This is a genomic window from Bacterioplanoides pacificum, assembly GCF_042648445.1.
Lineage (GTDB): Bacteria > Pseudomonadota > Gammaproteobacteria > Pseudomonadales > Oceanobacteraceae > Bacterioplanoides > Bacterioplanoides pacificum.
Genome location: NZ_JBHRYB010000015.1, coordinates 106689 through 124160, shown reverse-complemented (window position 1 = coordinate 124160; position 17472 = coordinate 106689). Strand labels below are relative to the sequence as shown.

The window sequence follows — 17472 nt, the reverse complement described above, 5'->3', positions numbered from 1 at the left end:
GGCAGATTTATCCGCAAATCAATACGAGCGAAAGTCTGTAAAATATCAAACAAGCCGTTGCAGGTAAAAGTTATCACATCAGGCGTGACAATCGCCGGCTTAAATGGCGGTTTTGACACCTGTCATGTCCTTCAGAGCTCAGTATAGTGAGCGCTTTTATTGATCGCACATTACCTGTGCATGGCTCTGTCAGGAGAAAGTAATGGCAATATCGTATTGGTGTGTTCTGGTCGCGGCGTTAATGCCCTATCTGTTTACCGGCATCGCTAAATTTGGTGGGCGGCGTTATAACAACCATGTTCCGCGCGAATTTCTCGAAGGACAACAGGGATTTCGCAAACGTGCTCACTGGGCACAACTGAACAGTTTTGAAGCGTTTCCGGCCTTTGCTGCGGGGGTTATTATTGCTCATCAGCTGGGAGTCGCCGCAGAAACCATTAACTTACTGGCCGTCAGTTTTATTCTGTTGCGACTGGTGTATGGCATTTGTTATCTGACCGATCAGGCATCGTTGCGTAGCCTGGTCTGGATGGCCGCCTTAGGGTGTACAATTGCCTTATACGTTCAGGCAGGATTGGTGATTTAAACCGTCACTGTCATACCGCTGCGTTTGTAACAATATGACGCGTTGCAATAAATGGTAATCAGGCGCCCTTTATCTGGCGTCTGAATCATATACAAATCGGTAAATTCCGGGGTGCGCTCCATAAATGTGGCGTTGTGAATCTGCTGGGCCAGCTGAATATTCACAGCCGGCTGCGGAGTACTCAGAACCAGTCCGATACAAACGAGGACTGCCAGAGAGATTGTTGTTTTCATATAAACCTCCAGCGTTAGCTATAGGTTTCAGTATAGAAACGGCCAGACAGGACGGTTGTATTTTTTTGTTATAAACAACGGATACAAAAGGCCCATATACCGCGCAATATATTTTATTGCCGCTTAAGAGAGACTAATAATTCGGCCTCTCCGCGCGCCATACCGCAACTGTCGACCAACTCGGCCGCAGTTGCTCCTAAGCCAACCAGGCGTGCAGCCTGAGCAAAGGTTTCGTCGTCGGCCTGTGGCGAAATGGCCTTTTTTTCTACCTTATGAAAACGTGCTTCAACCTGTTTCAGACGGCGCCCCATACCAATCGCACTACGACTGACCGCCTGGTTTGCCTCTTCCAGTGCCTGCAGAGTCTGACTGACTCTGAGTTGTTCCTGTAATTGCTGTCGTTTCAGTGACCACAAAAATGCGCCTACCAGCAGCAACATGGAAAAATTACCAATCAATAACCAGTGAACCAGAGTCAGTGACGCCATAACAGACCTCTATAAGCCTTGAAGTTCGTTCCACTCCTCATCTGTCATCAACTTTTCCAGATCCACCAAAATCAGTAATTCGTCATTTTTATGACAAACCCCCTGAATAAACTTGGCGCTCTCTTCATTGCCGACATTCGGAGTGGTTTCGATTTCCGACTGACGCAGATAAACCACCTCAGCCACCGCATCCACGAGAATGCCAACCACCTGCGCCTCTGCCTCGATAATCACGATGCGGGTCTGATCGGTGGTATCAGAAGTCGGCAAGCCAAAACGCTGACGCGTGTCGATAACAGTCACGACATTGCCACGCAGATTAATAATTCCCAGTACATAAGGGGGCGCTCCCGGAACCGGTGCAATTTCACTGTAACGCAGTACTTCCTGAACCTGCATCACATTGATACCGTACGTTTCGTTCTCTAATCGGAATGTCACCCACTGCAGAACCGGATCGTCTGCACTTTTGTTTCCGGCTATTGCTGACATAAAACATCCTCGCTAAGAAAGGGCAGTGCGTCAAAAACACGTTGAAACCTTTCTTAACTATAGTTGACAGCACAAAGTGTACCAGCCGATTTCACGGATTTTTTTAAAAATTAAGAACGGGTATTTTGCTCCAGCATGTCGAGCAAATTAGTAACATCAATCAGAGCGCACATTTCTGAAATAACCGTGCCGGCAAGCCATGGCCGCTTGCTGCAATCGCCCCGCCACTTGATCGATTCCTGCGTCAGCGTCATGGTATCGCAGATCTCCTGGCAGGCCAGTGCCCAGGGAGAACGATCAAGTTGGATGACAAAATCATATCCCTGTTCTGCCATTGAAATACCCCGCTCCGGCATAATCAGCGCCGCACTATCAACAATGGTCAGCTTCTGCTCATCACTCTGCCATACACCTAACGACCAGCTTGCCTGACCAAATAATGGCGTAATCTGCTCACTGCGGTTATAGACCCCACCCAGCACCGCTAATGGAATGGCGAGTTTTAACCCCGCCACTTTAAAGATCAGACACTCCACCCCCTGTACCGCACGCCAATCCGGTCCACCGGAAACAGCTGTCGCTACTGTCATGTCACTGTCTGCACTATCAGCCGACACGACAGATGGGGTTGGTGCCAGACTCACCAAGGGTTCGGCCACAGCCTCTTTAACAACCTCGGGAGCGACTTCCGAGGTCGGCGTACTGACTTCGGCAACGACCGTCAACGGTTCGGTGGCTGTGACCAGCAACTGATCAAGATATCCCTGCAGAACATCATCCACCTGATTAGCGGTTTTTTGTTCCACCGGACTAGTCATGACAAGCTACCTGTACCGAGCCGCTGACCGGATGAGTCAGACCGCTCCAGCCAACACCAAACCGGGCTGGCTTCAGGTCCTCACAGGCCTGCAACACAGTCTGCCGCAAGCGGGAATCCGGCAAACAGGCTGCCAGCTGTATATTCAGTAAAAACTGGCTGTACCGGGCAACCGGATTCAGTTGGGCCGCCCACTGACACACCACCAGCTCATGGCCGGCAGCCAGTGTGGACGCTGAAAACACCGGTGGCGTCAGCTGTTTATGAGGAGCTACCGCCTCACTCAGCAGGGTATCCCAGTCCGCTGGCTGGTTGGCAACAGGTGCCAATAATTCGTCAAAATAATCGCCCAACGGGTTATCCGTATTGTGTTTCATCCACCACCCTCCGCAGCGGCAGCCTGCTCTAGACTGGCCAGCAAATGCCGGTAGGCCCGCACACCACGCCCCCCTGCATCCAGCTGATGTGGGAAAACACCTTCATGGCTGGCATCCCGTAGCCGGGTGTCAACCGGAATGGCCTCCTCCCATAAGGCGTCCTGATAATTACGCCGCATTTCTTTCAGTGTGGTCAGTGACGCGCCGGTACGACGATCAAACAAGGTCGGCACAATGGTGTAGGGGAGGCTGCGATTTTGCGAACGCATCACCATACGTAAGGTGTGAACCATCCGCTCCAGACCTTTCAGCGCCAGGTGTTCTGTTTGGGTCGGAATGACCAGACGCTGACAGGCTGCCAGCGCATTCACCAGCAGCACCCCTAAGATCGGCGGCGTATCCAGTAATACATGATCGTATTCTTCCCAGAGCTGGGCCAGGCTGCGCGCCAGCACCAGTCCCATACCTTCCTGGCCACTGACCTGACGTTCCAGCGTTGCCAGCGAAGTGGTCGCTGGCAACAAGGCAACGTTATTCAGGCTGGTTGGCTTAAGTACGCTTTGGATAAAGCTTTTATCTTTATGACGCTGTTCAAAAAAAAGATGATAAAGGCTGCGATCCAGGCTGTCCGGATCCTGACCAAAATAACTGGTCAGCGACCCATGAGGATCCAGGTCCACCAGCAATACCCGTTTTCCCTGGCTGGCCAGCAGCCCACCCAGGGAAACAACAGTGGTGGTTTTGCCAACACCACCTTTCTGATTAGCTATCGACCAGATACGCACGTACATCACCTTATTCAATTGATCGGCTGCCACTGTTACCGCCCGCAGGGCAGCAACGTGGCATTTACGTAAGATGAGGAAGCAAAAATCGTGTCAATTTATTGCGCAGGCCGCGACCAGGGGATCTGTTGTGCTCCCTGGGTCATATAAATCACCACCCGGCGGTTGCGCGCTTTTGCGGCTTCAGACTCACCACTGTCTACTGGATGATAGTGTGACATCCCCATAGCCGCCATTCTTTGCGGTGCAACACCATATAGCGCCAGATTCTGAACAACGGACGCCGCACGCAGGGCCGAAATTTCCCAGTTACTGATCCCTCTGGCCGGCACATCATCACTATGCCCCTGGACGTTCAGCGGGTACGGCCAGGAACGCAGGTGGCCGGCAATCGCCTCTATCAGCGGCAAAGCCTGGTCTCTGATCCGGGTCTCTCCGCGAGCGAACAATAAATCAGCATTCAGCGACACACTGATCCAGTCTTGCTCTCCTCTGACTTCTATATCGTCCGTTTCCTGAATAAATTGAGAAACCTGACGAATATCCGCTAACAGAGGTAACAAGCCGTTGTGCTGCTGCAATCTGGCTGATGGGTTGTCTGGCGTTGGTATCGTTGACGGTGAGTTATTGGAAAATACCGCTTCAATTTCAGAGCGGATAGCCGCGCCCTCTTCCTCATCAATCAGCTGCAACGCATATAACATGATAAAAAAAGCACACAGCAGCGTCATATAATCGGCGTATGACACCAGCCAGCGATGAGGATCCGGCCCGTTGCGGTGTTTCATATCACCACGCCCTGCAGCCGAAAGCGCAGCGATGCCGGATTAACACCCTGACGTACAGACAACAGCCCCAGTAACATAGCATCGTAATAACGACGACGAATGGCAATATGCTGACGCAGTGTATTCGCCAGCGGTATCACCACCAGATTGGCAGCGGCGACCCCATAAAAGGTCGCCACAAAGGCAGTCGCAATTCCCTGGGCCAGGGCATCAGGTTGCTGAATATTCGACAACACCTGCATTAACCCCAGCACAGCACCAACAATCCCTAACGTCGGCAGATAACCCGCCAGATTATCTAACACCCCCACCAGGTCGAGATCCCGTTGCTCAAGAGTATTCAGTTCCAGCTCCATGGTTTCCCGTGTGGTGTCATCATCATAACCGTCAGCCAGCAGCATCAGGGCTTTACGGAAGACCACATCATTTTCAATATTGGCGAGTTTTTCCAGAGCCAGCACACCGTCGCGGCGTAACGCATGACCACAGGTCACCAGCTTGTTGACCAGGCCATCGAACGACAATACGGGCGGCACAATCAGCCAGCCCAATAATTGCAAAAGCGGACGAAAATACGACAGCGGAATCTGTGCACAGGCCGCCAGCAGACTGCCACCGAAGACAATCAAAGCCGCTGCCGGGTTCCACAATAAAGACAGACTGCCACCTTCCAGAAGATGACCAGAGACAACTGCTGCCAGTGCCAGCAAAACAACCACAAGACTCCAGCGATCCATGCCACCCTCCTCAACCTGACGTTAGCCGAGTTCTTTCGCTAACCTCGGGCCAATGTCATTAAGTGCCAGGACTTCATCATTCAGTCCTTCTTTAATCACCGCCAGCGGCATACCAAAAATCACACTCGACTCTTCATCCTGGGCCCAGACAACCGAGCCGGATTTTTTCAGCAGTTTCGCGCCCTCTTTGCCATCAGCTCCCATACCCGTCAGCACCACGGCCAGCGTACTGCGGCCAAAATGTTTTGCCGCTGAAGCAAATGCAATATCAACGCTGGGGCGATAATTCACCCGCTGATCACTTTCATGAATATGAATGGAACCACCACCGCGTTTATCCACCATCAGCTGCATACCACCCGGTGCAACATAGACATGGCCCGGCTTCAGCACGTCACCTTCTGCCGCCTCTTTAACGGTAAGCGGACTCATACCATTAAGTCGCTCAGCAAACGCTTTGGTGAAGGAACCCGGCATATGCTGGACAATCACAATCGGTGTCCGGAAGCTGCCGGGAATACTTTTAAACAGAGTCTGTAATGCCGCAGGCCCGCCGGTTGAAGTACCAATCATCACCAGCTCAGTCTTATTCAGACTGCGCTGTTCGGTACGACGTGGCGCAGGTGCAGTTACAACCCGGCTTTGCTTGCGGGCCACGGCGGCAATTTTATCGGTCAGGGTTTTACGGATTTCGGTTGTGCCTTTGGCAATGGCATCAAAATTTTTCGATAAAAAATCGACAGCACCGGCATCCAGTGCATCCAGAGTGACCCGGGCACCCTCAAATGTCAGTGAAGAAAACATCAGGATTGGCACCGGTCGCTGCTGCATAATGGTCCGCACAGCGGTGATACCATCCATGACCGGCATCTCATAATCCATCGTGATGACGTCCGGCTGCAGGCTGGCGTTCATTTCTACCGCCTCACGGCCATTGGCTGCCGAGCCCACCACTTCCATGCGGCCATCGCCATTAATAATCTCAGCAACACGACGCCGGAAAAATCCGGAATCGTCTACCACCAGAACACGAATACTCACTCAGTTCCCCTTGTATAAATCAGGCCGCAGAAACCTGCTTTGAGGAATAATGGTTCAGCATGCTCGGTATATCGAGAATCAGGGCAATCCGACCGTCACCAGTGATCGTTGCACCCGCCATTCCTGCGGTACCGTGCAGCATTTTCCCCAGCGGTTTAATCACCACTTCTTCCTGTCCGATCAACTGATCAACCACAAATCCCACACGTTTTGTTCCGACCGAGACCACCACGACGTGGGCCGTTTCATCTGCCCTGGCATGTTCTTCACCATGCACCAGCCAGCGTTTGAGGTGGAACAATGGAATCGGTTTTTCACGCACAACCACCACTTCCTGACCATCAACAATATTGGTTTGGGTCAGATCCAGGTGGAATATTTCATTAACGCTGACTAACGGGAAGGCAAAAGCCTGATCTTTCAGCATCACCATCAGAGTTGGCATAATCGCCAGCGTCAGCGGTACCTTAATACGGATACCGGTGCCAACCCCCATTTTGGATTCAATATTAATGGTGCCGTTAAGCTGGGTGATTTTGGTTTTCACCACATCCATCCCCACACCACGACCGGACACGTCAGAAATCTGCTCTTTAGTGGAGAAACCCGGAGCAAAAATCAGGTTATAACATTCGTTTTCGGTCAGGCGATCCGCGGCGTCCTGGTCCATCAGACCTTTTTCCACCGCCTTACGGCGTAATACTTCAGCATCCATACCACCGCCATCATCCTGAATGATCAACAGAATGTGATCCCCTTCCTGCTCTGCCGAAAGCACAACGGTACCAACTCTGGGCTTACCATCCTGCTCCCGCTGATCCGGCATTTCCACACCATGATCGACAGCATTACGCACTAAGTGAACCAAAGGATCAGCCAACGCCTCGACCAGATTTTTATCCAGATCGGTTTCTTCACCGCGTAATTCGAGATTGATTTCTTTTTTCAACTGACGAGCCAGATCCCGTACAACCCGGGGGAAACGGCCGAATACTTTTTTGATCGGCTGCATCCGGGTTTTCATCACGGAGGCCTGTAAATCACCCGTGACAACATCCAGATTGGCAACGGCCTTAGCCATCGATTCATCATTACTTTCCAGCCCCAGACGCACCAGACGGTTACGCACCAGAACCAGCTCCCCCACCATGTTCATAATGTCGTCAAGGCGTTTGGTATCAACCCTGACCGTCGTTTCCGCAGCCGGAGCGTGTTCTTTTTCAGGCGGACGTTTGGCGGCGGGCTTTGGTGCTTCTTTAGCAACCGCTGCAGCAGGTTTTGCCGGAGGCTGGGGTTCTGGCTTAGGCTGGGCAGGGGGTTGGGCAGCAGCTGGTTTCTCGACTGCTGGTTTCTCGACTGCAGGTGTTTCTGTTGCTGGTGCTGCCGCCGCCGGTTCAGCGGACGTGGTCGCTGAATGCTTCCCTTTACCGTGCAACCGATCCAGTAACTCTTCGAATTCTGAGTCGGTGATCAGATCATCACCACCGTCAGGTGTTGCCGGGGCCACACTGCCGGTTGCTGTTTCACCAGCGTCAGCTGTGCTGCTTTCCTGCTGCACGTCCGACGCACTGACGTGTTTACCTTTACCATGAATCTGATCAAGCAGCGCTTCAAACTCTTCTTCGGTAATTTCATCATCCTCTCCGTCATCACTGGAGGAGCTGACATCAATAAAATCATCATTGTCGTCAAAGAGTTCGGCACCGGAATCAGTTTCCGGCGCTGTCGGAGCCGGGGCATCAGTATTGTCATCCAGCGCATCAAGCAATTGCTCAAACTCATCATCGGTAATATCACCGGAGTCTTCTGCAGCAGGGGATTCCACCACCGACGGAGGAACCGCTTCTGGCTCACTAACCGGGGTTTCACTGACGGGGTCGGCGGCTGGTGCTTCATCGGCACTGACCGGCAATGCCAGCTGATGCAGACGCTCGATCAGCGCCGGATCCGCTGATTCCGGCTCAACACCTGAACGCACACTCTCGAACATTTCATTAACGCTGTCGAGTGCCTGTAAAACCACATCCATTAAGTCTGGGTTAACACCGCGATTACCATTACGCAGCGTATCAAATACATTTTCCGCTGCATGGCAGCAGTCCACTAAAGGATTAAGCTGCAGAAAGCCAGCGCCGCCTTTAACGGTGTGGAATCCCCGGAAAATTGCATTCAGTAAATCATTATCATCGGGGCGTTGCTCAAGATCGACGAGCTGCTCGGAGAGCAATTCCAGAATTTCTCCGGCCTCAACCAGAAAGTCCTGGAGTATTTCTTCATCTGCATCGAAACTCATCCGTTAGCTCCTTTAAAAGCCAAGACTGGATAACAAATCATCAACATCATCCTGACTACTCACTACATCATCACTGCTTTTATTAATCTGCGGGCCTTCGGCAGCAATATCCGCTCCCTCCTGATCTGCTGATTGTTCTGTTGCAGTGTCTAAATCTGAATGGGTAATCCCCGTAATGGAATCAACATGGCCGGCCATAGCCACCAGATTTACCAGACGGATCTCCACATCCCTTACCAGCTCTGCCACTTTATGAATGACTTGTCCGGTAAGGTCCTGAAAGTCCTGCGCCAGCATGATGTCGGATAGCTGTCCCTGCAGTTTATGAGACTGTAATGCGCTGTCTTTCAGAAACGAATTAATGGATTTCGATAAAGCCCGGAATTCATCCGGCTTCAGTTCTTTATTGAGAAAACGCTGCCACTGGTGTGACAACTCCTCTGCCCGACTGTTGATATCAGACGCCAACGGCAGACTGGCATCGACCAGATCCATAGTGCGATTGGCCGACTTATCCGTCATTTCAACAACATAGGCCAGCTTGTCGGTTGCATGTTCAATTTCTGAGCCTGCTCCCACAGAGTCAATTCTCAGATTTTTGATGGATTCATGCAGCGCCCGCGTCAGTCGGCCAATTTCGTTATAAAGCGTTTGATCCCGCAGTTGATTCAGGTCGTTTACTAACGCAACGGCTTTCCCCAAATCGCCACTTTCCAGCTGTAGCAGCATATTTTCTGCCAGCGATTTGATTTCCGAGCCTACTGCAGCGTCATCCGTATTTGATTTGATGTCTGCCATCGGTTCGCCTTCCCGTCAGCCTTCGACGCGTTCAAAAATTTTATCAATTTTTTCTTTCAGAACGGCCGCAGTAAAAGGCTTCACAACATAACCATTCACGCCAGCCTGGGCTGCCGCTACGATTTGGTCGCGTTTGGCTTCTGCCGTTACCATCAGTACCGGCAGGGTTTTAAGGCGCTCATCTGCGCGCACTTTTTTCAACAGATCCAGGCCCGTCATTCCCGGCATGTTCCAGTCGGTTACCAGAAAATCAAAGTCACCGTTTTGCAACATCGGGAGCGCCGTGGTGCCATCATCCGCTTCCGCGGTGTTGGTAAACCCCAGATCACGCAGTAAATTTTTGACAATACGCCTCATCGTAGAAAAATCATCAACGATGAGAATCTTCATATTTTTGTCCAAAACGACCTCCACTAGTCGACTTTGTATATTCCAAGTCGTTACTAAGAATTAGTGTAGACCCTGTTATCGCTTTATCCAGAAAGAGATTGTGGCAATAGCGGATATCGGGAAATAATTTATCAGGAACCCGACATTACTCAGGTTTCCTTCAAAATCAGGGAGTTAGAGAAGTGAAACAAAGTAGAAAATCAGTTAAGCCAATCGGATAACCGGGCACGCAGACGGGCAGCAGCCTGGCTGTGTAACTGACTCACACGACTCTCACTTACCCCAAGCACGGCCCCGATCTCTTTCAGGTTCAGTTCTTCGTCATAATATAACGCCAGCACCAGCTGCTCTCGCTCAGGCAGGCCCTTAATCGCTTCAGCCAGGTGTTGCTGGAAAGCCCCTCGCTCGATGCCTTCCAGCGGATTCGGATTTTCTCCGGCAAACACATCAGCGCCAGCGTCATTTTTTTCCAGCACTTCTTCATAGCTGAATAAACGGCAACCGGCACTGTCCTGCAGAATAGCGTGATATTCCTGCTGTGAGATGCCCAGATGTTCCGCCACCTCACCGTCTTCAGCATCCCGCCCTTTGATACTTTCAACCTGCTTAATCGCTTCGGAGATGCGCCGGCTGTTGCGATGCACAGAACGTGGCGCCCAGTCTCCACGACGAATTTCGTCCAGCATCGAGCCACGGATACGAATACCGGCATAAGTCTCAAAACTGGCACCTTTGCCCCCATCATACTTACGCGATGCTTCCAGCAGGCCAATCATACCCGCCTGAACCAGGTCTTCCAGCTGCACACTCTCAGGCAAACGCCCCAACATATGATGAGCGATGCGCTTCACTAAGGGAGCGTGCTGGCGCACCAGCTCGTCCGCGTTATTATTCTGAACTTCGGTATACACCAGACAACTTCCAGCTACCACAAATCAAGCCCCGGTTTCCTGTACCAGGCGGTCAACAAAAAACTCCAGATGACCGCGAGGAGTCGATGGCAACGGCCAGGAATCCACTTTTTTAGCCAGCGCCCGGAAAGCCGTCGCAGCCTTCGAGCGCGGGTACGCATCCACAACGGCTTTTTGCCGCTGCACCGCCCGTTTAACGGCATCATCCTGAGGAATAGCGCCGACATATTGCATCGCTACATCGAGAAAACGGTCGGTTACCTTGGTCAGCTTACCAAATAACGCGTTACCTTCCTGTGGAGAGCGCACCATGTTGGCAATAATACGGAAACGGAATACACCGTAATCACGATTCAGCAATTTAATCTGAGCATACGCATCGGTGATTGATGTCGGTTCATCAGTGACCACCATCAGAACCTCCTGAGCAGCCCGCACAAAACTCATGACGGTATCGGAAATACCGGCGGCCGTATCAACAATCAACACGTCAACATCATCGCCAATATCACTGAATGCCTGAATCAGACCCGCGTGCTCCATACTGTTCAGCTGAGACAACTTCTGAGTTCCTGAGGACGCCGGAACAATACGAATACCACCCGGGCCACGCACCATCACTTCGCGCAGGTCACATTCACCCTGCAGTACATTTTCGATGGTTTTATTGGAGCTGATACCTAACAGAACATCGATATTGGCGAGGCCCAGATCGGCATCCAATACGACGACGCGCCGGCCCATTTCGGCCAGTGCAATTGCCAGGTTCACCGATACATTACTTTTGCCAACACCACCTTTACCACCGGTGACAGCGATTACTTGTACGGGATGCCTAGACATTCTCGATTATGCTCCTTGTTGGAAACGGGATTGAGTGGCCAGATGCATCGCATCCGCTGCCTGCCAGCGGGTACGTGCCATTCTTGCCATTTGTTCAGCCAGCTGCACCAGTTTAGCGGCATCCGGATAATGCACATCATCCGGTATATGCGGCCCATCAGTAACCAGTGTCACCGGCAGCTTGGTTAACGCTGCCACACTCATCGCCGGGCCCAGACTGAAACACTCATCCAGTTTGGTAAATACACAGCCGACCAGGCCAGCTGCTTTAAAATGTTCGTAGTTTTCCTGCAGGCAACGCCCCTGACTGGTCAGAGGCAGTACCAGCAATTTTTTCAGGCCAGCACCCGTTCTTTTAAGCATAGACAATTGTGTCTGAAAATGTGGGTCCTGACTGGCTAAACCGGCACTATCAATCAGTACCAGCTTTTTATTCTGGGTTTTCAGCAGCGCCGCTTTAAGATCTTTTTCGTTACCGACCTTATGCAACTCCACACCTAATAAACGGGAAAAAGTGCCAATCTGATCATGAGCAGCAACGCGGTAGTTATCGAGCGTGATCAGGGCAACGGAGTCAGCCCCGTGGTGAATCACAAACTGCGCCGCCAGCTTACCAATGGTTGTGGTTTTCCCGGCACCGGTCGGACCAACCAGCGCATAACGACCACCGCGTTCAAATAACTCCGGCGCCGCCACCGGTAAATCACGGGCAATCAGTTTCAGCGCCTGTTGCCAGGCCTGCTCCACCGATTGCTCATCACTGATCTGGCTGGCGATGCGATCCGCCCAGGCGGGCTCCAGGCCAACATCCTGACACCGCTGCCACAACTGCGATTGTTGCCAGGTCAGCGGTCGGCTGGTATCCCAGGCACTGCCCTGGTGGCTGACCATCCAGTTTTTGAGCTCACGTAATTCACCACTCATCGCGTGAATAACATTATTGTAGTGTGCCTCACGCCCGGCCTGATCCACGGCATCATCACCACTTTCCAGCCCGGCTTGTGGCGCGCGATCATCGCTGTAACGTTTGTCTTTTAAGCCCTGCAGCACATCTTTCAGGCCCGCCGACGAGCTGACATCCGATTGCCGGGCATAATCCAGCCGCTGCTCACGTTCCTGACTGCCCTGCTGACGGCTGGCTTTGGCTGCCTCCAGCTCACGCTGTAATTCCAGCTGACGCTCTACCTCCGGATTTTCGGTGCTTTCTCCGGTCTGGTAATCCAGCGCTGCCACCACCTCAAAACCATCGTCGACTTTTTTGCTCGACATAATGACCGCATCAGCCCCCAGCTCCTGCGACACCTTGCGCAGCGCGAGTTGCATATTAGCAGCGACGAAGCGTTTTACTTTCATAGTCAGACTCCGGTCATCCAGCGGTTCATTAACAACCTATTCGTTACATCAATTATTCTGAGCGCCTACGTTGGCAACAATCGTAATGCTCTTGTTATCCGGTATTTCCTGATACGCCAGCACAGTCAGAGACTCAATGCCGTTACGGATAAACTCAGCCATCGCAGCCCGCAGTTGCGAGGTCACCAGCAACACCGCCGGACGACCCGCGACTTCCTGCTCCTGAGCCGCTTCTGCAAGAGAGCGTTGCAGGTTTTCTGCCATACCCGGTTCGAGGATCAAACCGTATTGCGCGCCTTGCTGTGCACTCTGCTGAAGAGTCTTAAGCAACAACTGTTCCAGCCCTGGTTCCAGCGTGATGACCGGCAGCTCATCCTCATTACCAAAGACGTTTTGGACAATCATGCGGGATAACGCCAGACGAGCGGCAGACACCATGGTGGCGGTATCTTGACTCTGACCGCCCATATTCGCCAAAGACTCGGCGATTGAACGCAGGTCACGTACCGGCACTCCTTCTTTTAACAGTGACTGCAGTACATTCAGCAACTGGCTGACACTGACGGTATTCGGCACCAGTTCTTCCGCCAGTTTCGGGGAGGTTTTAGCCAACATATCCACCAGCTTCTGCACATCTTCGTGGCCGATCAGCTCGTGTGCGTGCTTCTGTAATTTCTGATTAATATGAGTCGCCACCACAGTACTGGCATCCACCACGGTATAACCCAGCGTCTGGGCACGATCCTTTTGTTCCGCATCGATCCAGAAAGCTTCCAGGCCAAAAGCCGGATCACGAGTTGCCAAACCATCAATTTTGCCAAACACCTGGCCCGGATTAATCGCCAGCTCACGCTCGGGGTAAATCTCCGCTTCGGCCAGCGTCACCCCCATCAGGGTTACCCGGTATTGATTCGGCATCAGATCCAGATTGTCGCGGATATGCACCGACGGCATCAGAAAACCCAGATCCTGCGATAACTTACGCCGCACGCCCTTGATGCGATTGAGTAACTGCCCACCCTGATTTTTATCCACCAATGGGATCAGACGGTAACCCACCTCCAGGCCAACCCGGTCAACCGGTTCCACGTCATCCCAGCCCAGTTCTTTCACTTCCATTTGTTTGATTGCGGCTTCCGCCTGCTGCTGTGGCGCCGCCAGCGCATTGCCCGCCTCAGCACCGGCACCCGCAGCCGCCACTCTGGGCTGAGTACCAAAGCGCTGGGCGATGGCGTCGCCCAGCTTGCCACCTTCTTTTTTCCAGTGAGATAAATACGCCGCTGCCGCTGCCGCAAACGCGGCACTGAGAAATACAAAGTGTGGCATCCCTGGCACCACCCCCATCAGAAACAACAGCCCGGCCGTTACTCCCAGGGTTCTGGCAGAACCAAACACCTGGCCCATCACCTGGTCACCCATGCCTTCTTCACTGCCATTACGAGTCACCATGATGGCAGTGGCAGTCGACAATAACAGCGACGGAATCTGTGCCACCAGGCCGTCACCAATCGCCAGTAAACTGTACGCGGCGATGGCATCTCCAAACCCCAGCGCGTGCTGGCCCATGCCAATCGCCAGACCACCGACGACGTTGATAATCAGAATCAGAATGCCGGCAACCGCATCGCCTTTGACGAATTTACTGGCGCCGTCCATAGAACCGTAAAAATCGGCTTCGGCAGCAATGTCGGCACGCCGGGTTTTGGCTTCATCGGCTTCAATCAGGCCCGCGTTCAGGTCGGCATCAATGGCCATTTGTTTACCTGGCATAGCATCCAGAGTAAAACGGGCACTGACTTCAGACACCCGGCCGGCACCTTTGGTCACCACCACAAAATTGATAATCACGAGAATGGTGAACACCACTAAACCCACCGCGTAATTCCCGCCAATCAGCACTTCACCAAAGGCTTCGATCACTTTACCGGCAGCATCGCCGCCTTCATGGCCGTACAACAGCACTACCCGGGTAGACGCCACATTCAGCGCCAGCCGTAACAAGGTAGCCACCAGCAAAATGGTAGGGAAAATAGCAAAATCGAGGGGGCGCTGGGCATAGACACTCACCAATAACACCACGATCGACAGTGTGATATTAAAGGTGAAAAACATATCCAGCATAAATGGCGGTAACGGCAGGGTCATCATTCCCAGTAAGACCAGCACCATAACCGGAATACCGAGGTTGCCCTGCCCTAACAGCCCAACTGCCTGCTTCAGCTGTCCTGTTACCTGTTGCCGCGAAGTGACCGCCATATTGTTGCCCGTCAGAAAAACATCATTGCAACGACTACTGCAAAAAGCTTTCCTAAAATGTCCGGTTACGACAAATTATTCACTACTGGCATCCGGATCCACGCGCAAATCACGGGGGATCGGCATGTCCGGCTGGCGTTCAGGTTTGGCTCCCTGACCTTTAACGAACATATCCATCTGATAGATATACGCCAGTACCTGAGCCACTGCGACGTACAGACCTTCGGGGATTTCCTCACCCACCTTGCCATGGGTAAACAACGCCCGTGCCAGGGGTGGCGCCTGCATCTGAGCAACATTATGCTGTTTAGCAATTTCACGGATTTTCAGTGCCACCTGATCACTGCCCTTCGCAACCATCACCGGTGCCTGCATCGCCTCAGCCGAATATTTCAGTGCCACGGCGTAATGAGTTGGGTTAGTGATAACAACATCCGCATCCGGCACATCCGCCATCATGCGGCGCTGAGCCACCTCACGCTGTAATTGCCGGATTTTACTTTTAACTTCAGGCTTGCCTTCCGTTTCTTTGAACTCATCCTTAATTTCCTGCATCGACATACGCAGCTTTTTAGTGTGGCTGTAGATTTGCCAGGGCACATCAGCAATAGCGATCAACAGGGTGGAAAAACACAAAAAAATAACCGACCAGAGAATGATGTCTACTGTATGAGCAACCGCCGGCCGTAACGGTTCCTGACGAATCGACATTGCCTCATCAAAATACAGCCACAACACCAATACTGCGACGCCCCCCACAACCAGCACTTTAGCCCAGGCTTTAATCAACTCGACCAGCGAGTTCATAGAAAACATACGCTTCAGGCCACTCAGTGGATTCAGCCGGTCCAGTTTTGGGGTGATCGCTTTGGTCGAAAATAACCAGCCACCCACCCCCAAAGGGCCGGCAAAAGCAGCAATTAACACCAATACCAGCCACGGAGCCAGCGCCAGCGTAGCCTGCCAGACCGCCGCTGCCAGCTGATTCGACATTACCCGGGGGTCAAACAACGCATCACGCTCCAGCGCAAAGCTGGCACGGGCAATGGCATTAATCTGTTCCGCCATCCAGGGTCCAAAGGCCAACAGGCCCAGCGCTCCGATAACCAGCACCAGCGTGGTCGCCAGTTCTTTCGAACGGGGAACCTGACCTTCCTCTCTGGCTTTATCAAGGCGCCGGGTGGTGGGTTCCTCGGTTTTTTCCTGACTGGAATCTTCTTCGGCCATACGCTATTGCAACGTCAGTTTTTTCAGGAATTCAAACAGGCTGTCCATATACTGCTGAAAGCCCGTCGCCATTTCACCAACACTCAGCCACATGATAAATAAACCAACAATCATAGTGACCGGAAAACCCAGGGCGAAAATATTTAACTGTGGTGCCGCCCGGGTCATTACCCCAAACGCCAGGTTAACAATCAGTAGCGCCGCCAGAGCCGGCAATGCAATCACCAGTGCTGCAGAGAACATCCAGCCGCTCCAGCGCACGATCAGACCAAAATCATCCGCGCCAAAACCCTGCATTCCTACCGGGAGCGTGGAAAAACTGTCGATCAGAATTTCAATCAGCACCAGATGACCATTCAGCGAAATAAACACCAGGCTGACCAGAAATAAAAACCACTGTGATATCACCACCACCGACGCTCCCTGACTGGGATCAACGGTTGTTGCAATCCCCAGGCCGGTTTGCATAGCAATCAACTGGCCGGTTATAACAAATACCTGGGTCAGCATTTCGACGATAAAACCCATGGCAATGCCGATTAACAGCTGCTGCAAAATAATGATAAAAGAGGCCAGTGAGATCGCATCCACCTTCGGCATCGGCGGTAACACAGGTACAACGGCCAGTGTGATGGCGACCGCCAGAAAAATCCGTACCCGCTGAGACACCATACGGCTGCCAACCAACGGCATCACCATTAATAAACCCGATATACGTGCAAACGGGTAGATATAACGGCTGATCCAGTGGCTAACGTCCAGCGCATCAATTTCTAGCATCCGGGGTCAGCCAATAATAAAAGGAATGTTCATATAAATCTGACGGGTGAAATCCAGCACCATGCTCACCGCCCAGGGCCCGAACGCCATAATCGCCAGCAAAGTAACAACCAGCCTTGGCAGAAAACTCAGCGTTTGTTCGTTGATCTGAGTGGCGGCCTGAAACGTACTCACAACCAGACCAATAATCAGACTGGGAACAATCATCGCAACCACAATCACCAGGACGATATACAAAGCATGGGTGAATAAATCACCGATTTCTGCCGGTGTCATA

Annotated in this window: 20 protein-coding genes; 1 reads left to right on the top strand and 19 read right to left on the bottom strand. The window is 52.2% G+C overall.

Annotated features, from left to right (window positions below):
- Nucleotides 1-202: 202 nt before the first annotated feature.
- On the top strand, nucleotides 203-586 hold the full coding sequence (locus tag ACFOMG_RS15510) for an MAPEG family protein (RefSeq protein ID WP_376867956.1): 384 nt from the start codon (nucleotides 203-205) through the stop codon (nucleotides 584-586).
- On the opposite strand, the gene ACFOMG_RS15505 is transcribed toward ACFOMG_RS15510, so the two are convergent.
- The 19 genes from ACFOMG_RS15505 to fliQ all read right to left on the bottom strand — a co-directional run bounded on the left by ACFOMG_RS15505 (nucleotide 583) and on the right by fliQ (nucleotide 17471).
- Complete coding sequence (locus ACFOMG_RS15505; protein WP_376867955.1) at nucleotides 583-819, bottom strand: hypothetical protein; 237 nt, start codon at nucleotides 817-819, stop codon at nucleotides 583-585. The two genes, ACFOMG_RS15510 and ACFOMG_RS15505, sit on opposite strands and share 4 nt — an antisense overlap.
- A 113-nt stretch (nucleotides 820-932) precedes the next feature.
- On the bottom strand, nucleotides 933-1307 hold the full coding sequence (locus ACFOMG_RS15500) for a DUF2802 domain-containing protein (protein WP_376867954.1): 375 nt from the start codon (nucleotides 1305-1307) through the stop codon (nucleotides 933-935).
- 9 nt (nucleotides 1308-1316) lie between these two features.
- Complete coding sequence (locus ACFOMG_RS15495; protein WP_376867953.1) at nucleotides 1317-1799, bottom strand: chemotaxis protein CheW; 483 nt, start codon at nucleotides 1797-1799, stop codon at nucleotides 1317-1319.
- A 110-nt stretch (nucleotides 1800-1909) separates the two neighbouring features.
- A complete protein-coding gene (locus ACFOMG_RS15490; protein WP_376867952.1) occupies nucleotides 1910-2617 on the bottom strand; it encodes a chemotaxis protein CheW in 708 nt (235 codons plus the stop codon).
- Nucleotides 2610-2993 carry a hypothetical protein gene (locus ACFOMG_RS15485; RefSeq protein ID WP_376867950.1) on the bottom strand — a complete coding sequence of 128 codons (384 nt, stop codon included), beginning with the start codon at nucleotides 2991-2993 and terminating at the stop codon, nucleotides 2610-2612. Before ACFOMG_RS15485 ends, ACFOMG_RS15490 begins: the two co-directional genes overlap by 8 nt.
- Entirely contained in the window at nucleotides 2990-3778 is a 789-nt protein-coding gene (locus ACFOMG_RS15480; protein WP_376868083.1) for a ParA family protein, read from the bottom strand. Before ACFOMG_RS15480 ends, ACFOMG_RS15485 begins: the two co-directional genes overlap by 4 nt.
- A gap of 98 nt (nucleotides 3779-3876) precedes the next feature.
- Entirely contained in the window at nucleotides 3877-4566 is a 690-nt protein-coding gene (locus ACFOMG_RS15475) for a flagellar motor protein MotB (protein ID WP_376867949.1), read from the bottom strand.
- Nucleotides 4563-5303 (bottom strand): flagellar motor protein, encoded by a 741-nt coding sequence (locus tag ACFOMG_RS15470; RefSeq protein WP_376867948.1) that lies wholly within the window; start codon nucleotides 5301-5303, stop codon nucleotides 4563-4565. The genes ACFOMG_RS15475 and ACFOMG_RS15470 overlap by 4 nt, the downstream gene beginning before the upstream one ends.
- 21 nt (nucleotides 5304-5324) lie before the next feature.
- Nucleotides 5325-6344, bottom strand: coding sequence for a protein-glutamate methylesterase/protein-glutamine glutaminase (locus ACFOMG_RS15465; protein WP_376867947.1), 1020 nt, complete (start codon nucleotides 6342-6344; stop codon nucleotides 5325-5327).
- Between the two features lie 19 nt (nucleotides 6345-6363).
- Nucleotides 6364-8637 (bottom strand): chemotaxis protein CheA, encoded by a 2274-nt coding sequence (locus ACFOMG_RS15460; protein WP_376867945.1) that lies wholly within the window; start codon nucleotides 8635-8637, stop codon nucleotides 6364-6366.
- A gap of 12 nt (nucleotides 8638-8649) precedes the next feature.
- Entirely contained in the window at nucleotides 8650-9435 is a 786-nt protein-coding gene (locus tag ACFOMG_RS15455) for a protein phosphatase CheZ (protein WP_376867943.1), read from the bottom strand.
- 15 nt (nucleotides 9436-9450) lie between these two features.
- A complete protein-coding gene (gene cheY, locus ACFOMG_RS15450) occupies nucleotides 9451-9825 on the bottom strand; it encodes a chemotaxis response regulator CheY (protein WP_449237035.1) in 375 nt (124 codons plus the stop codon).
- A 200-nt stretch (nucleotides 9826-10025) separates the two neighbouring features.
- Nucleotides 10026-10757 (bottom strand): RNA polymerase sigma factor FliA, encoded by a 732-nt coding sequence (locus ACFOMG_RS15445; RefSeq protein ID WP_449237034.1) that lies wholly within the window; start codon nucleotides 10755-10757, stop codon nucleotides 10026-10028.
- Between the two features lie 3 nt (nucleotides 10758-10760).
- Entirely contained in the window at nucleotides 10761-11579 is an 819-nt protein-coding gene (locus ACFOMG_RS15440; RefSeq protein WP_376867940.1) for a MinD/ParA family protein, read from the bottom strand.
- A gap of 6 nt (nucleotides 11580-11585) precedes the next feature.
- The gene (gene flhF / locus ACFOMG_RS15435; protein ID WP_376867938.1) at nucleotides 11586-12932 is read right to left on the bottom strand and encodes a flagellar biosynthesis protein FlhF; all 1347 of its coding nucleotides are present in this window, start codon (nucleotides 12930-12932) and stop codon (nucleotides 11586-11588) included.
- A 48-nt stretch (nucleotides 12933-12980) separates the two neighbouring features.
- On the bottom strand, nucleotides 12981-15188 hold the full coding sequence (gene flhA / locus ACFOMG_RS15430; protein WP_376867936.1) for a flagellar biosynthesis protein FlhA: 2208 nt from the start codon (nucleotides 15186-15188) through the stop codon (nucleotides 12981-12983).
- A gap of 75 nt (nucleotides 15189-15263) precedes the next feature.
- Nucleotides 15264-16415 (bottom strand): flagellar biosynthesis protein FlhB, encoded by a 1152-nt coding sequence (flhB, locus tag ACFOMG_RS15425; protein ID WP_376867934.1) that lies wholly within the window; start codon nucleotides 16413-16415, stop codon nucleotides 15264-15266.
- Between the two features lie 3 nt (nucleotides 16416-16418).
- Complete coding sequence (gene fliR, locus ACFOMG_RS15420; protein WP_376867933.1) at nucleotides 16419-17195, bottom strand: flagellar biosynthetic protein FliR; 777 nt, start codon at nucleotides 17193-17195, stop codon at nucleotides 16419-16421.
- 6 nt (nucleotides 17196-17201) lie between these two features.
- Nucleotides 17202-17471, bottom strand: a complete 270-nt coding sequence (gene fliQ, locus ACFOMG_RS15415; RefSeq protein WP_376867931.1) for a flagellar biosynthesis protein FliQ — start codon at nucleotides 17469-17471, stop codon at nucleotides 17202-17204.
- Nucleotide 17472: the final 1 nt, after the last annotated feature.

What these genes read in the sequence shown, in the direction of transcription:
- ACFOMG_RS15510 (WP_376867956.1), top strand. Translation starts at nt 203, where the DNA reads ATGGCAATATCGTATTGGTGTGTTCTGGTCGCGGCGTTAATGCCCTAT.
- ACFOMG_RS15505 (WP_376867955.1), bottom strand. Translation starts at nt 819, where the DNA reads ATGAAAACAACAATCTCTCTGGCAGTCCTCGTTTGTATCGGACTGGTT.
- ACFOMG_RS15500 (WP_376867954.1), bottom strand. Translation starts at nt 1,307, where the DNA reads ATGGCGTCACTGACTCTGGTTCACTGGTTATTGATTGGTAATTTTTCC.
- ACFOMG_RS15495 (WP_376867953.1), bottom strand. Translation starts at nt 1,799, where the DNA reads ATGTCAGCAATAGCCGGAAACAAAAGTGCAGACGATCCGGTTCTGCAG.
- ACFOMG_RS15490 (WP_376867952.1), bottom strand. Translation starts at nt 2,617, where the DNA reads ATGACTAGTCCGGTGGAACAAAAAACCGCTAATCAGGTGGATGATGTT.
- ACFOMG_RS15485 (WP_376867950.1), bottom strand. Translation starts at nt 2,993, where the DNA reads ATGAAACACAATACGGATAACCCGTTGGGCGATTATTTTGACGAATTA.
- ACFOMG_RS15475 (WP_376867949.1), bottom strand. Translation starts at nt 4,566, where the DNA reads ATGAAACACCGCAACGGGCCGGATCCTCATCGCTGGCTGGTGTCATAC.
- ACFOMG_RS15470 (WP_376867948.1), bottom strand. Translation starts at nt 5,303, where the DNA reads ATGGATCGCTGGAGTCTTGTGGTTGTTTTGCTGGCACTGGCAGCAGTT.
- ACFOMG_RS15460 (WP_376867945.1), bottom strand. Translation starts at nt 8,637, where the DNA reads ATGAGTTTCGATGCAGATGAAGAAATACTCCAGGACTTTCTGGTTGAG.
- ACFOMG_RS15455 (WP_376867943.1), bottom strand. Translation starts at nt 9,435, where the DNA reads ATGGCAGACATCAAATCAAATACGGATGACGCTGCAGTAGGCTCGGAA.
- cheY (WP_449237035.1), bottom strand. Translation starts at nt 9,825, where the DNA reads ATGAAGATTCTCATCGTTGATGATTTTTCTACGATGAGGCGTATTGTC.
- ACFOMG_RS15440 (WP_376867940.1), bottom strand. Translation starts at nt 11,579, where the DNA reads ATGTCTAGGCATCCCGTACAAGTAATCGCTGTCACCGGTGGTAAAGGT.
- flhF (WP_376867938.1), bottom strand. Translation starts at nt 12,932, where the DNA reads ATGAAAGTAAAACGCTTCGTCGCTGCTAATATGCAACTCGCGCTGCGC.
- flhA (WP_376867936.1), bottom strand. Translation starts at nt 15,188, where the DNA reads ATGGCGGTCACTTCGCGGCAACAGGTAACAGGACAGCTGAAGCAGGCA.
- flhB (WP_376867934.1), bottom strand. Translation starts at nt 16,415, where the DNA reads ATGGCCGAAGAAGATTCCAGTCAGGAAAAAACCGAGGAACCCACCACC.
- fliR (WP_376867933.1), bottom strand. Translation starts at nt 17,195, where the DNA reads ATGCTAGAAATTGATGCGCTGGACGTTAGCCACTGGATCAGCCGTTAT.
- fliQ (WP_376867931.1), bottom strand. Translation starts at nt 17,471, where the DNA reads ATGACACCGGCAGAAATCGGTGATTTATTCACCCATGCTTTGTATATC.